This is a genomic window from Citrobacter sp. TBCS-15 (assembly GCF_005280815.1).
Lineage (GTDB): Bacteria > Pseudomonadota > Gammaproteobacteria > Enterobacterales > Enterobacteriaceae > Citrobacter > Citrobacter werkmanii.
The window spans coordinates 351884-366093 of the sequence record NZ_SZWK01000292.1; the positions used below are offsets into that span (position 1 = coordinate 351884).

At 50.4% G+C, this 14210-nt stretch carries 13 protein-coding genes; 11 read left to right on the top strand and 2 right to left on the bottom strand.

The features are described from left to right. Positions 1-58 precede the first annotated feature (58 nt). From FDW96_RS19305 to FDW96_RS19320, 4 genes are all read left to right on the top strand, one after another. On the top strand, positions 59-1192 hold the full coding sequence (locus tag FDW96_RS19305; RefSeq protein ID WP_042310002.1) for a porin: 1134 nt from the start codon (positions 59-61) through the stop codon (positions 1190-1192). 246 nt (positions 1193-1438) lie between these two features. After that, the gene (locus FDW96_RS19310; protein WP_038638419.1) at positions 1439-2269 is read left to right on the top strand and encodes a MetQ/NlpA family ABC transporter substrate-binding protein; all 831 of its coding nucleotides are present in this window, start codon (positions 1439-1441) and stop codon (positions 2267-2269) included. Positions 2270-2332: 63 nt separating this feature from the next. Next, positions 2333-3349 (top strand): virulence-associated ABC transporter ATP-binding protein SfbB, encoded by a 1017-nt coding sequence (sfbB, locus tag FDW96_RS19315; RefSeq protein WP_137366147.1) that lies wholly within the window; start codon positions 2333-2335, stop codon positions 3347-3349. Further along, a complete protein-coding gene (locus tag FDW96_RS19320; protein ID WP_003831085.1) occupies positions 3342-4001 on the top strand; it encodes a methionine ABC transporter permease in 660 nt (219 codons plus the stop codon). Before sfbB ends, FDW96_RS19320 begins: the two co-directional genes overlap by 8 nt. A gap of 3 nt (positions 4002-4004) precedes the next feature. On the opposite strand, the gene mnmH is transcribed toward FDW96_RS19320, so the two are convergent. Both mnmH and allS read right to left on the bottom strand, forming a co-directional pair. Next, on the bottom strand, positions 4005-5096 hold the full coding sequence (gene mnmH, locus FDW96_RS19325) for a tRNA 2-selenouridine(34) synthase MnmH (RefSeq protein WP_137366148.1): 1092 nt from the start codon (positions 5094-5096) through the stop codon (positions 4005-4007). A gap of 69 nt (positions 5097-5165) precedes the next feature. Beyond that, on the bottom strand, positions 5166-6092 hold the full coding sequence (gene allS / locus FDW96_RS19330; RefSeq protein ID WP_042309997.1) for an HTH-type transcriptional activator AllS: 927 nt from the start codon (positions 6090-6092) through the stop codon (positions 5166-5168). Between the two features lie 227 nt (positions 6093-6319). Here allS and allA point away from each other — a divergent pair, with 227 nt between their 5' ends. The 7 genes from allA to FDW96_RS19365 all read left to right on the top strand — a co-directional run bounded on the left by allA (position 6320) and on the right by FDW96_RS19365 (position 14210). Then, on the top strand, positions 6320-6802 hold the full coding sequence (gene allA, locus FDW96_RS19335) for an ureidoglycolate lyase (protein WP_042309995.1): 483 nt from the start codon (positions 6320-6322) through the stop codon (positions 6800-6802). 45 nt (positions 6803-6847) lie between these two features. Continuing rightward, complete coding sequence (gene allR, locus FDW96_RS19340) at positions 6848-7699, top strand: HTH-type transcriptional repressor AllR (protein ID WP_042309993.1); 852 nt, start codon at positions 6848-6850, stop codon at positions 7697-7699. A gap of 84 nt (positions 7700-7783) precedes the next feature. After that, positions 7784-9565: a glyoxylate carboligase gene (gene gcl, locus FDW96_RS19345; RefSeq protein WP_042309991.1), complete on the top strand. Its 1782-nt coding sequence runs from the start codon at positions 7784-7786 to the stop codon at positions 9563-9565. A gap of 12 nt (positions 9566-9577) precedes the next feature. Continuing rightward, positions 9578-10354, top strand: coding sequence for a hydroxypyruvate isomerase (hyi, locus tag FDW96_RS19350; protein ID WP_137366149.1), 777 nt, complete (start codon positions 9578-9580; stop codon positions 10352-10354). A 100-nt stretch (positions 10355-10454) separates the two neighbouring features. Next, positions 10455-11333: a 2-hydroxy-3-oxopropionate reductase gene (gene glxR / locus FDW96_RS19355; protein WP_079225148.1), complete on the top strand. Its 879-nt coding sequence runs from the start codon at positions 10455-10457 to the stop codon at positions 11331-11333. 67 nt (positions 11334-11400) lie between these two features. Further along, positions 11401-12651 (top strand): MFS transporter, encoded by a 1251-nt coding sequence (locus FDW96_RS19360; RefSeq protein WP_042309985.1) that lies wholly within the window; start codon positions 11401-11403, stop codon positions 12649-12651. A 98-nt stretch (positions 12652-12749) separates the two neighbouring features. Continuing rightward, positions 12750-14210 (top strand): putative allantoin permease, encoded by a 1461-nt coding sequence (locus tag FDW96_RS19365; protein ID WP_042309984.1) that lies wholly within the window; start codon positions 12750-12752, stop codon positions 14208-14210.

Sequence of the window (14210 nt, forward strand, 5' to 3'; positions counted from 1 at the left end):
ATAAACGTTAATATTTGTATGCTGAATAATTGGCAGGCTATCTATCAAGGTACAAATAATGACTATAAAAAAAACGGCGCTGGCGGTATCGATCGGCGCAGCAGTGGCATTAACGACTTTCGCTTCCCAGGCGGAAATCACGGTCCTGAAACAAGATCCGCAGGCGGGCGATCCGCTCAGCCGTCTTAACTTCACCGTCGGCGGTAGTATTCGTCCGCAGTTCCAGAATATGGCCGGTGACGATGGTAAGAATGGCTACAAACGTAATGGTTTCGACGGCGGGACCCGTTTCCGCTTCGCCGCAGACTACTATCTGTTTGATGACATCAGTTGGGTGAGCTACTACGAGCTGGGCGTTAACTTCCCGGCCATGTTCAACTGGGATAATCACTACGCTGACGGCGCCAACGACACCACGCGTCGTATGCTGTACACCGGTCTGAAGAGCGCGACCTGGGGTACGCTGACCTTCGGTCAACAGAACAGCATTTACTATGACGTGGTCGGGGCGAAAACGGATATCTGGGACTACGATATGATCGGTCAGGCGCCAGGTAACGGTATCAATGGCGACTATGACGGTTCCTATCGTACACGTAAATCGCTGAAGTATAAGAAAACGGTGGGTGATGTTGATCTCTATGCATCTTATTTGTTCAGCGATGATTACAACCCGAACAACGGCCTGCGCTACAAGCGTAAAGGCGGCGGCTCGTTGGGTGTGGATTATCACATCACCGATGACCTGACCTGGGGCACCGCGTGGAACTATACCCGTGCGGAAATGCGCGGCGACGGCAACAAAACCTACGATCAAAACATCGTCGGTACCGCACTGAGCTGGAAACCGGATAACTGGACCTTCTCAATGGGCGGCGGCTGGTATCAAAACTTCATGACCACCAAAAAAGTTTCGGTTAATGACTACTTTGCCGGTGATGCGTGGGGTCTGGAATACTTCGCAGGTTACACCTTCCCGGTTGGTCAGTATGCGCTGAAATCTGTTCAGCCTTACTTTATGGGAGATCGCATCGAGTACGTGAATGGTCGTAACTATCTGCGTACCGACAACGGTGTGGGTATCAGCTTCCAGCTGGATTACGGTTTCCGTGTGGATTACGAACACGTCTTTACCTCCAGCACCGACAACCTGGGCGATATGAACCTGGTGCGTCTGCGTTACGACTTCTAAGTCAATTTCCCTTCCAAAGCCGGGTAACCAGGGCGTTATCCGGTTTTTTTACTCTCCCTTGCCGAAAAACGCATAAGCACCTTCCTTGCACATTCAACGACATACTTCGCAACATCATGAAATAATTTCAAGGACAGCGGGTTGTGATCTGTGTCATGTTAGAAATCTGCCTGTTATCAGGCCAACGAGAACAACGCCGCATGAACGGCGTGAGACATGACACCACAACGTTAAAATGGAGAAAATATGGGATTGCGTCAGAGTTTACGCGTTGCGACCGGGGCGCTGTTACTGGCCTGCGGTTTACAATTTGCTCATGCGAACAGTGACCCGCATACCATCGTGTTTGGCGTCGCGCCTGGGCCGTACGGCGATATGGTGAAACAGGCCATTGCCCCTACGCTGAAAGAGAAAGGTTACAAGGTGGTGGTGCGCGAATTCAGCGACTACGTGCAGCCGAATATGGCGCTTTCCAACGGCAGCATTGATGCCAACCTGTTCCAGCACTCGCTCTATTTTGACAAATTCACCGCCGATAAAGGGCTAAAGCTGAGCAAGCTGATTGTGGTCCCGACGGCCGGGATGGGGTTTTACTCGCACAAAATCAAAAGCCTGGATGAGTTGAAAAAAGGGGATGTGATCACGCTGTCCAACGATCCGACCAACCTGGCCCGCGGTCTGCGTTTCCTGCAATCCATTGGCCTTATCACCATCAAAGACAATATCGATCCTACGAAAGCCTCCGAGCGCGATATCGCCAGCAACCCGAAAGGGCTGGTGTTTAAACCCCTGGAAGCGGCACAACTACCGCGCACTTTGGACGGTGTGACCGGCGCGCTGGTCAACGGTAACTTTGCCGTGGCGGCAAAACTGGATCTTTCCAGCGCCATCAAGCAAGAGCATCTGGACGAAAATCTGAAAAATATCATTGCGGTACGCAGTGAAGATGCGGATAAACCGTTCGCGAAAGATATTGTTGAAGCGGTGAAGTCGCCGGCGTATCGCGCGGTGATCGACGATCCGCAAAACATCTACAGCGCCTTCCAGAAACCGGAATGGATGTCGGCAGCCCAATAATCGCTGCATGCAAGGGTTAACAGGGGCAGCGGCGACTGCCCTTTTCGCATTTCTGAGGTGGATATGATTGAGATAGAAAAGGTTTGCGTGGATTTTACCGCAGGCCGTGGACCCTCAACCCGGGCGGTTGATGATGTCAGCTTGCACATTGGCGCGGGCGAGATATTTGGTATTGTCGGAACCAGCGGCGCGGGGAAAAGTACGCTACTGCGCACCTTGAACGCCTTAACCCGTCCGAGCCAGGGAAGCGTGAAGGTGAACGGCGTAGAAATTTCTGCGCTGGAAGGCACTCAGTTACGTAAAGCGCGCCAGCGTATTGGCATGATTTTCCAGCACTTTAATCTGATGCATACCCGCACTGTGGCGCAAAACGTCGCCTTTAGTCTGAAAGCTGCCGGATGGGAACGCAGCAAGATTGCTCCACGCGTCACGGAGATTCTGGCGCTGGTCGGACTGTCTGATAAGGCGAACCGTTTTCCGGTTCAGCTCAGCGGTGGTCAGAAGCAGCGCGTGGGCATTGCCCGTGCGATTGCCAATCATCCGGATGTGTTGCTGTGTGATGAACCCACTTCCGCGTTAGATCTCGAAACCTCGGCCACGATTCTGGCGTTGCTTAAGCAGATCAATCAACAGTTGGGGATCACGATCGTGCTGATCACTCACGAGATGAACGTGATCAAATCGATTTGCGATCGCGTGGCGGTGATGTCAGGCGGCAAGGTGGTGGAGTCCGGTGAGGTGTTTGACGTTTTTGCTCACCCGCAGCACGCCTTTACTCAACAACTGGTGTCGCATACCCTCAATCTGACGCTACCTGAACGTCTGCGCCAGCATCTGCCCGGCCAGTTGCTGAAAATTCTTTTTATCGGCGATTCGGCGGAACAGCCTGTGCTGTCAGAAGTTGCGGTTAAGTTTGGCGTGGCGGTGAACATTCTGCACGGCAAAATTGAATATATCGGCGAACGCGCGCTGGGGATTCTGGTGGTGCAACTGACCGCGCCGCATAACCCTTCTGCGGTGGATATCGCCGTGGAACATATTCGTCAACGTACTGATCAAGTGGAGGTGATTCGTGGATGATTTATTGCCTGATTTGACGCTGGCGTTTAATGAAACCTTCCAGATGTTGAGCATCTCAACTGTGCTGGCGATTATTGGCGGTTTGCCGCTCGGTTTTCTTATTTTCGTCACCGACCGGCATTTATTCTGGCAGAACCGTTTTGTGTATCTGCTCAGCTCCGTGCTGGTGAATATTATCCGCTCGGTACCGTTTGTGATCCTGCTGGTGCTGCTGCTACCGCTCACCCAGTTTTTGCTCGGGAACACCATCGGGCCGATTGCGGCATCGGTCCCGCTCTCGGTGGCGGCGATCGCTTTTTATGCCCGGCTGGTGGATAGCGCGCTACGTGAAGTGGATAAAGGCATTATTGAGGCGGCGGAAGCTTTTGGCGCCAGCCCGATGCGCATCATTTGCACCGTTCTGTTACCTGAGGCGAGCGCGGGACTGCTGCGTGGGCTGACGATCACGCTGGTGAGCCTGATCGGTTACTCCGCGATGGCCGGGATTGTCGGCGGCGGCGGGGTAGGTGACCTGGCGATTCGCTTTGGTTATTACCGCTATGAAACCCAGGTCATGATCGTCACCGTTGTCGCGCTGATTATTCTGGTGCAGGTCGTCCAGGTGCTGGGCGACTGGCTGGCAAAACGCGCGGATAAGCGCGACAGACATTGATCACTACGCGTTAAGCCATCCGGCAACGTCGTGCCATGTGCCGCGAAAGACGATTTTCGCGGCTTTCTTTTCCAGTTGATAGCGATACATCGGATCATAATACTCGTTGAGTAACGGCACCAGCCAGCCCATGTGAGCGTCGGTACTGCCCGTCGACTGCTGTTCGCGCAGAGCCACGTCAAGCAGGGCGGTCAGCTCGGCAAAACGCTGTAATCCCAGACGACGGCGAATAGCGAACAGGCCGTGGTGCAGATACTCACTGTATTCCTCCCAGCCCTGGCTCTCACCATAAGCCTGGGTAAAATCGTGGTGCATGCGCACGAAATACTCCTCGCGCAGGCGCTCCAGACGAAGCTCAAAAGGATCGTCCACCACTGCAATGGATGCCTCGGTCATGCGCTCGCGCAGGCATTCGGGCAGATGGTTAGCACCGATCATCCGGCCTTCATCTTCCAGCACCCACTGGCGCAAATCCTGTCGGCTGTCCGTTTTGAGCATTTCGACCGCCAGCAGGTTTTCAAAACTCGCCTGGCTTAGCTGCGGTTCCACGGTACGTCCAAACGAGGAACCACGATGGTGCGCCAGTCCTTCGAGATCCACGCCGTTCGGCTGCTGTTGTACCAGTTGCGTTTTACCGTTCCCGGTACAGCCGCCAATTAAGACGATCGGTTTTTGCACCAATTCTTCCGTTATCCGTATGACCGCCTGGCGCAGAGCCTTATAACCGCCCTGTATCAGCGGATAGTCAACGCCGGACTCGTGCAGCCATTGCTGCACAATATGTGAACGCTGACCGCCTCGCGCGCAGCATAAATATCCTTTTGGGTGTTGACGACAGGCATCCTGCCAGGCGTTCATGCGCTGTTGGCGGGTTTCACCCGAGACCAGTTGATGGCCCAATTCGAGCGCAGCCTCAGGCCCCTGACGTTTATAGCAGGTACCGACTGCGGCGCGTTCGTCATCGTTCATTAAGGGGAGATTGACCGCGCCCGGCATCGCGCCTTGTTGAAATTCGACGGGGGCGCGTACATCGATAATAGGCGTACCGGCGAGCAGAATCGCGCGATAGTTCTGTGCTGTTTGTGTGTCTTGCATAGTAAAAAACGAAACCTCAAATCATCTTGCGTATCATTTTACGCGCCAAAGAGCAGGATGACTTGATTTTCAATCGCGTGCATTGTTGAAAATTGCTAAAAATCCGGCGATTTCTGGTTTTCGTTGCGTAAATAACGTCACAATATCTTCCACAGCCTTACCTGCGCCAAACTTATGCCAGGCGAGACTTAAGGGCGAAGGGGGGCGCATGGTAGGAATAATGCTACTGACCAGTTGCCCATTATCAAGCAATGGCTGGCACAGCGGTTGCGGAACAAAGCCGATACCCACCCCAGCAAGATGCGCCGCAATCTTGGTTTCCATGTCCGGGACAATAATCTCTTTTTGACCGGGAAGCCGCCACGCGACCCGTTTGGTCAGGGTGCGCGCACTGTCTTCAATGTTGATCGCCGGAAAACGGCGCAACTGCGCTTCCGTTAATGGACCACTGACGCCTGCCAATGGATGATTCGCCGACATAACAAACCGCCACTGAACAGACCCCAAAGGATCGAGGGTAAAGGTGTTGGCCATTGGTTCAGTACCCGTGACGCCGATGGCCAAAGAGAATCCTTCATATAGCAGTGAATCCCAGACGCCCATATAGATTTGCCGGGAAAAGTGAAACTGAGTAAAGGGATAGCGGGCGTTAAGCCAGGATAACAGGCGAGCGACGGCTTGCGGGCTATACAGCAGGTTGTTGACCACGATATTCACCTGCCGCTCTACGCCGTCATTCACTTGCTGTAATTCGCTGGGCATGCTGTCCAGCCAGGCGAGCCAGTCTTTTGCCTGAGAAAGAAGATGCGAGCCCGCGGCGGTTAACGTAACGCTGCGGGTGGTGCGAAAGAACAGAGCAACCCCGGTATTTTCTTCCAGAAGCTTAATGCGATAGCTGATGGTGGCCGTGGTTTTACACAAGCGATCCGCCGCCCTGGAGAAGCTCCCTGTTTCGGCTACGCCAATAAAAGTACGCAGTGTTTCTGGATCAAACATCGTCAGCTACTCCCTGAATGCTCTTCCGCAAGCCTGATTTCTTGTTCTCTGATTTATAAGTATTTTTACATAATGGCCTTGTTTAAATTGTGGTCTAAATCGAATTTTGGAAAAATATTCCAACTTTTGTGTTGATGTTAAATCCCGAAGGTTTTAGATTGCATGATATTGAAGCCGCTAAGAGTTCTGGCTGCGGTTCAGAGGAATTCAGTTACAAGGAAAAGATGATGAAACTTGAGGTATTACCATTAAATCAGCACACGTTCAGCGCCTATGGCGATGTCATAGAAACCCATAAACGTGATTTTTTTCATATCAATGATGGGTTGGTTGAACGTTATCACGATCTGGCTAATGTGGAGATCCTTGAGCAGGACCGGACGCTCATCAGCATTAACCGCGCGCAACCGGCAACGATGCCTATTATTGTGCATGAACTGGAGCGCCACCCGCTGGGCACCCAGGCATTTATGCCCATGAAGGGCGAAGCGTTTGTGGTGATTGTCGCGCTTGGTGAGGACAAACCCGATCTTTCCACCTTAAAAGCCTTTATCACCAATGGTCAACAGGGGGTGAATTACCATCGAAACGTCTGGCATCACCCGCTGTTTGCCTGGCAAACCGTGACCGATTTTCTGACGGTCGATCGTGGTGGTAGCGATAATTGCGATGTTGAACGTATCCCGGCACATGAACTCTGTTTTGCGTGACGCTATTGGCCTTCTTGCTTAATATGAGCATATTGTTCATTGTTTATGCTCATATTTTGGGCCGGAGTAAATGTAGTGGAGACGGAAGTAAGACGGCGCGGCAGGCCTGGACAGACGGAGCCGGTTGCGCAGAAAGGCGCTCAGGCGCTCGAAAGAGGCATTGCGATTTTGCAGTATCTCGAAAGAAGTGGGGGGAGTTCGTCAGTCAGCGATATTTCCGGCAGTCTGGATTTACCGCTCTCCACGACTTTTCGCCTGCTAAAGGTTTTACAGGGTGCTGATTTTGTCTATCAGGACAGTCAGTTAGGTTGGTGGCACATCGGTTTAGGCGTCTTCAATGTGGGCTCCGCGTATATTCATAATCGCGACGTCCTGTCGGTAGCCGGACCGTTTATGCACCGATTAATGCTGCTGTCAGGCGAAACGGTGAATGTCGCGATTCGTAATGGCACTGAAGCGGTGCTGATTGGCCAGAAGGAGTGCAAATCGATGGTCAGGATGTGTGCACCTTTGGGCAGCCGTATGCCGTTGCATGCTTCCGGCGCGGGGAAAGCACTGCTTTATCCGCTGATGGAAGAAGAGTTAATGGACATTGTCGTGAAAACGGGTTTGCAGCAGTTTACGCCGAATACGTTGGTGGATTTTCCTACTCTGCTGCGTAATCTGGAACAGGCGCGCGAGAATGGCTATATCGTTGATCACGAAGAACATGTTGTTGGATTGAATTGCATCGCTTCGGCTATCTATGACGATGCAGGCAGTGTAGTGGCTGCCATCTCTATTTCGGGGCCCGCATCCAGACTGACGGAAGATCGTTTTATTAGTCAGGGGGAGCTGGTACGGGATACAGCACGAGATATCAGTACGGCGCTTGGGTTAAAAGCACCCGTAGCTTAAGTCGCAACCCGCTCAGAGGAGCGGGACTTTTTTGGATTTTTTCAAAGTTGGAAAAATTTTCCAATAAATAGAGGTAGAAAGAAAATGGCAAAAATGAGAGCCGTTGACGCGGCAATGTATGTGCTGGAAAAAGAAGGTATCACCACCGCATTTGGCGTGCCTGGAGCGGCAATCAACCCGTTCTATTCCGCAATGCGTAATCACGGCGGCATCCGTCACATTCTGGCTCGCCACGTTGAAGGCGCCTCCCATATGGCGGAAGGTTATACGCGTGCCACAGCAGGCAACATTGGCGTCTGCCTTGGCACTTCTGGCCCGGCAGGAACTGACATGATCACTGCACTGTATTCCGCCTCTGCCGACTCTATTCCTATTTTATGTATCACTGGTCAGGCGCCTCGTGCCCGCCTGCATAAGGAAGATTTTCAGGCTGTCGATATTGAATCTATCGCTAAACCAGTCAGCAAAATGGCGGTAACGGTACGTGAAGCGGCACTGCTGCCTCGGGTTTTACAGCAGGCATTCCATGTCATGCGCTCAGGTCGCCCTGGCCCGGTGCTGATCGATTTGCCTTTTGATGTCCAGGTTGAAGAAATCGAATTCGATCCCGACATGTATGAGCCTTTGCCGGTGTACAAACCAGCCGCCAGCCGCAAGCAAATTGAGAGAGCGCTGGAAATGCTGATCCAGGCGGAACGTCCGGTCATCGTCGCAGGGGGCGGGGTGATTAATGCTGATGCTTCCGCACTGCTGCAACGTTTTGCGGAGCTGACCCATGTACCGGTTATCCCCACGTTGATGGGCTGGGGATGTATCCCTGACGATCATGAGTTAATGGCCGGCATGGTAGGGCTACAAACCGCACACCGCTACGGAAATGCCACGCTGCTTGCTTCTGATATGGTGTTCGGTATTGGTAACCGTTTTGCTAACCGTCACACTGGCTCCGTCTCGAAGTACACTGAAGGGCGAAAAATCATTCATATCGACATTGAACCGACGCAAATTGGCCGTGTTCTGTGCCCGGATTTAGGTATTGTTTCTGATGCCAAAGCCGCGCTGACCTTGTTGATTGACGTCGCTCAGGAAATGCAGAAAGCCGGACGTTTACCTTGCCGGAATACCTGGGTTGCTGAATGCCAACAGCGTAAGCGGACGTTACTGCGTAAAACCCACTTCGACAATGTCCCGGTGAAACCGCAGCGTGTCTACGAAGAGATGAATAAAGCCTTTGGTCGCGACGTTTGCTACGTCACCACCATCGGATTATCACAAATTGCCGCTGCGCAAATGCTGCATGTGTTCAAAGAGCGTCACTGGATCAACTGCGGTCAGGCTGGCCCTCTCGGCTGGACGCTGCCTGCTGCATTAGGGGTTTGTGTTGCCGATCCAACACGCAACGTCGTCGGGATTTCGGGGGATTTTGACTTCCAGTTCCTGATTGAAGAACTGGCGGTGGGCGCGCAATTCAACATTCCTTACATCCATGTGCTGGTCAACAACGCCTATCTGGGCCTGATTCGTCAATCGCAGCGTGCTTTTGATATGGATTACTGCGTCCAACTGGCGTTTGAAAATATCAACTCCAGCGAAGTAAACGGCTATGGCGTCGATCACGTCAAAGTGGCAGAAGGATTAGGTTGTAAGGCCATTCGCGTCTTCAAACCTGAAGATCTCGCTCCGGCGTTTGAACAAGCCAAAGTCCTGATGGCGCAGTATCGCGTTCCGGTTGTTGTCGAAGTGATCCTTGAGCGAGTGACCAATATCTCGATGGGTAGCGAACTGGATAACGTGACCGAGTTTGAAGAGGTTGCAGACGGTGCAGTTGATGCGCCAACCGAAACCTGTTTTATGAAATATGAATAGAGGAGGTGACAGATGTTACGGTTCTCAGCCAATCTTTCCATGCTGTTTCTGGAATACAGTTTTCTTGAGCGTTTCGACAAAGCGGCGCAAGCGGGGTTTCGTGGCGTAGAGTTTATGTTTCCCTACGATTACGACATTGACGTATTAAAAGAAAAACTGCAGACCAATAAGCTGGAGCATACGTTGCATAATCTCCCCGCCGGAGATTGGGCGGCGGGTGAACGTGGTATCGCCTGTATTCCGGGTCGCGAAGAAGAATTTCGTGATGGTGTAGCGGCGGCTATTCGCTATGCAAAGGGGCTAGGTAATAGAAAAATCAATTGCCTGGTAGGTAAAACACCGGCGGGTTTTTCGGCTGAACAGATCCAGCAAACGCTGGTGGAAAATCTGCGCTATGCGGCCAACATGTTAGCGCAAGAAGATATTTTATTGCTGATTGAGCCGATCAACCATTTTGATATTCCTGGCTTCTATCTCACCGGTACGCATCAGGCGTTAGCGTTAATTGATAGCGTCGGTTGCGATAATATCAAAATTCAGTATGACATTTATCATATGCAGCGCATGGAAGGGGAGTTAACCCAGACCATGACCACGTGGGCAAATAAAATAGGTCATTTGCAAATTGCAGATAATCCTCGTCGCGGAGAGCCAGGGACCGGGGAAATCAATTATGACTTTATTTTTAAGTTTATTGATAAATCAGGTTATGACGGGTGGGTAGGTTGCGAATATAAGCCACTGACGACCACCGAAGCGGGATTATCGTGGATTGATCAGTATCGATAATTGGTAAGTAATTTCAGGCAACACTATTTTTTCCACTCTGTTGGAAGGAGATCGTTTTGCCTGAATTCAGGAATACCGACAGATATAAAAGAGGTTGCAAATGAAACTGGGATTTATTGGCCTGGGTATTATGGGATCGCCAATGGCGATTAATTTGGCTCGCGCTGGACATCAATTACATGTCACGACCATTGGACCGGTGGCTGAAGAGTTGCTGTCACTGGGGGCGGTTAATGTTGAAACTGCGCGTCAGGTAACTGATTTCGCAGATATTATCTTCATCATGGTGCCGGATACGCCGCAGGTTGAAGAAGTGCTTTTTGGTGAACACGGATGCGCTAAAACCGCATTGCAGGGAAAAACCATTGTCGATATGAGTTCTATTTCTCCAATAGAAACTAAGCGTTTTGCTCAGCAGGTTAATGAACTCGGCGGGGATTACCTGGATGCGCCCGTGTCCGGTGGGGAAATTGGCGCTCGCGAAGGGACGCTGTCCATTATGGTTGGCGGTGAACCTGATGTATTTGAACGCGTTAAACCGCTCTTTGATATTCTGGGAAAAAATATCACCCTGGTGGGCGGAAATGGTGATGGCCAAACCTGTAAAGTTGCTAACCAAATTATCGTTGCCTTAAATATTGAAGCCGTTTCTGAAGCGCTGGTATTTGCTTCTAAAGCGGGTGCGGATCCGGTTCGCGTGCGTCAGGCATTAATGGGCGGATTTGCCTCATCTCGTATTCTGGAAGTACATGGTGAGCGCATGATTAAGCGCACTTTTGATCCCGGTTTCAAAATTGCATTGCATCAAAAAGATCTCAACCTTGCATTGCAAAGTGCCAAGGCGCTCTCGTTGAATTTGCCTAATACGGCAACCTGTCAGGAGTTATTTAATACCTGTGCCGCGAATGGTGGAAGTCAGTTGGATCACTCGGCAATGGTTCAGGCTCTGGAATTAATGGCTAATCATAAATTGTCATGATCGTTGGTATCGCTGCAATCCTGCAGCGATACATTCTAATCAGACACACTTTGGAAAGGTGCATGTCATGAGTGAAAAAAATACATCCGGTATTGAATACTGGAAGAAGATCGTCGTCGTAATGAGTCTGGGTTGGGTAGCGATATGGATTTATCGCACCGTATTAACCCCTATTTATCCTGAGATTCAGGCTTCCCTGGGCAATGTCAGCAATGCTGAAATTGGCGCCATCGCCAGTTTCTATTTTTTCGCCTATTGCAGCATGCAAATTCCCTGCGGAATTTTGGTCGATAAGCTTGGCCAGAAAATTATGCTGATGTGTGGGTTTACGCTCTTTATTATTGGTACGCTCAGTATCGCAAAAGCCACTGGACTGGTGATGATCTATGCCGGTTCGCTGATGGCAGGAGCGGGCTGCGCCTCTTTCTTTAGTTCTGCGTATTCTCTCTCTTCGGCAAATGTCCCACAGGCTCGCCGGGCACTGGCAAACGCCATCATTAATAGCGGCTCTGCGATTGGGATGGGGATAGGTTTAATCGGCTCCAGCGTGTTGGTTAAAAGTATGAGCATGGCCTGGCAAAACGTGTTGTTTCTGGTTGCGGCTGTGTTGGTGGTGATGCTGTGCGTATTTACTTTGGTTATCCGCGGTAAGGCAAAAAGCGAAACGGCGGCGTCAGACCAAAAAACGCAGACGGCAACGATGACAGAAGAGAAAAGTCCGCCGCTGTTTTCGGGTTTGTTATGCAGCGTCTACTTCCTCTATTTCTGTACCTGTTATGGCTATTACCTGATTGTGACCTGGCTTCCGTCTTATCTGCAGACTGAAAGGGGATTTGATGGTGGCGCGATTGGCGTTGCCTCGGCTTTGGTCGCCGTGGTGGGGGTTCCCGGTGCGTTGTTCTTCAGTCATCTGTCCGATAAATTCCGTAACAGCAAAGTCAAAGTCATTCTTGGGCTGGAAATTATGGCCGCCGCAATGCTGGTGTTTACGGTGTTATCGCCGAATACCACGATGTTGATGGTCAGCCTGACCCTGTACGGTTTATTGGGAAAAATGGCGGTGGATCCCATCCTGATCTCCTTCGTGTCTGAGCAGGCGTCGGCGAAAACGCTGGGCAGAGCATTTAGCCTGTTTAACTTCTTTGGTATGAGTTCAGCCGTTATTGCGCCAACGTTAACCGGATTTATTTCCGATTTGACTGGCTCAAAAGAGATAAGCTTTGTCATCTCTGCTTGTCTGGTTGTTACCGGAACGCTTATTTTTGCCGGCGTGACGTTATATAAAAAGAAAGCAACACCAGTTACTGCTTCAGCATAAAAATATAATTAAAACTATTTGCATTACTTTATATATTGTTTTTGTTCCGCATAGCTAAACCCATTACAACGTTATCCGATACGTGACAAGAGGGATTTATGGAACATCAAAGAGATCTATACCAACAACGTGGTTATAGTGACGACTTATTACCAAAAACGGCAGCACAACGAAACTGGAAAACATTTAACTATTTTACTTTATGGATGGGGTCAGTACATAACGTACCTAATTACGTTATGGTTGGCGGGTTCTTCATTCTCGGGCTGTCCACATTCAGTATTATGTTGGCTATTATTATTAGTGCATTGTTTATTGCATTAGTCATGGTTATGAACGGCGCCGCCGGAAGTAAATACGGTGTACCTTTTGCAATGATTCTGCGTGGCTCGTATGGCGTACGTGGCGCGCTTTTCCCGGGATTATTAAGAGGCGGGATTGCTGCAATTATGTGGTTCGGTCTGCAATGTTATGCCGGATCGCTGGCTTTTCTTATTCTGATTGGCAAGATATGGCCTGGTTTTTTAACGCTGGGCGGTGATTTTACATTACTGGGGTTGTCCCTGCCGGGGTTAATCACATTTCTTATCTTTTGGCTGATTAACGTTGGTATCGGTTTTGGCGGCGGTAAAGTATTAAATAAATTTACTGCGATCCTGAATCCTTGCATTTATATCGTTTTTGGCGGAATGGCTATCTGGGCGATATCCCTGGTAGGGATTGGCCCCATTCTGGACTACATTCCGGGCGGTGTGCAAAAAGCGGGAAACAGCGGATTCCTGTTCCTGGTAGTGATTAACGCCGTGGTTGCGGTATGGGCCGCTCCGGCGGTGAGCGCCTCGGACTTTACGCAAAATGCCCACTCATTTCGTGAACAGGCGTTAGGCCAGACGCTGGGTCTTATTGTCGCGTACGTGTTATTTGCGATTGCCAGCGTGTGTATTATTGCCGGTGCCAGTATTCATTATGGAACGGATACCTGGAATGTGCTGGATATCGTACAGCGTTGGGACAGTCTGTTTGCCTCCTTCTTCGCGGTTTTGGTTATTCTGATGACCACAATCTCAACAAACGCTACGGGTAATATAATCCCGGCTGGTTATCAGATTGCCGCAATTGCGCCAACAAAACTAACATATAAAAATGGTGTATTGATTGCCAGTATTATTAGCTTACTGATTTGTCCATGGAAACTCATGGAAAATCAGAGCAGTATTTATCTGTTTCTGGATATCATTGGCGGTATGCTCGGTCCTGTTATTGGTGTTATGTTAGCGCACTATTTTGTCGTTATGCGTGGCAAGATTAATCTTGATGAATTATATACCGCTAGTGGTAATTACCAATATTATGATAATGGATTTAACCTGACGGCATTCTCCGTAACGTTAGTGGCGGTAATTCTTTCACTGGGTGGAAAGTTTATTCCATTGCTTGAGCCGTTATCGCGAGTGTCGTGGTTTGTTGGGGTTATTGTCGCATTTGTGGCATATGCCTTACTGAAAAAAAGAACGGTTGGACAACCTGCCGCAGTAGAAAAAGCAACAGGTCAGTTGTAA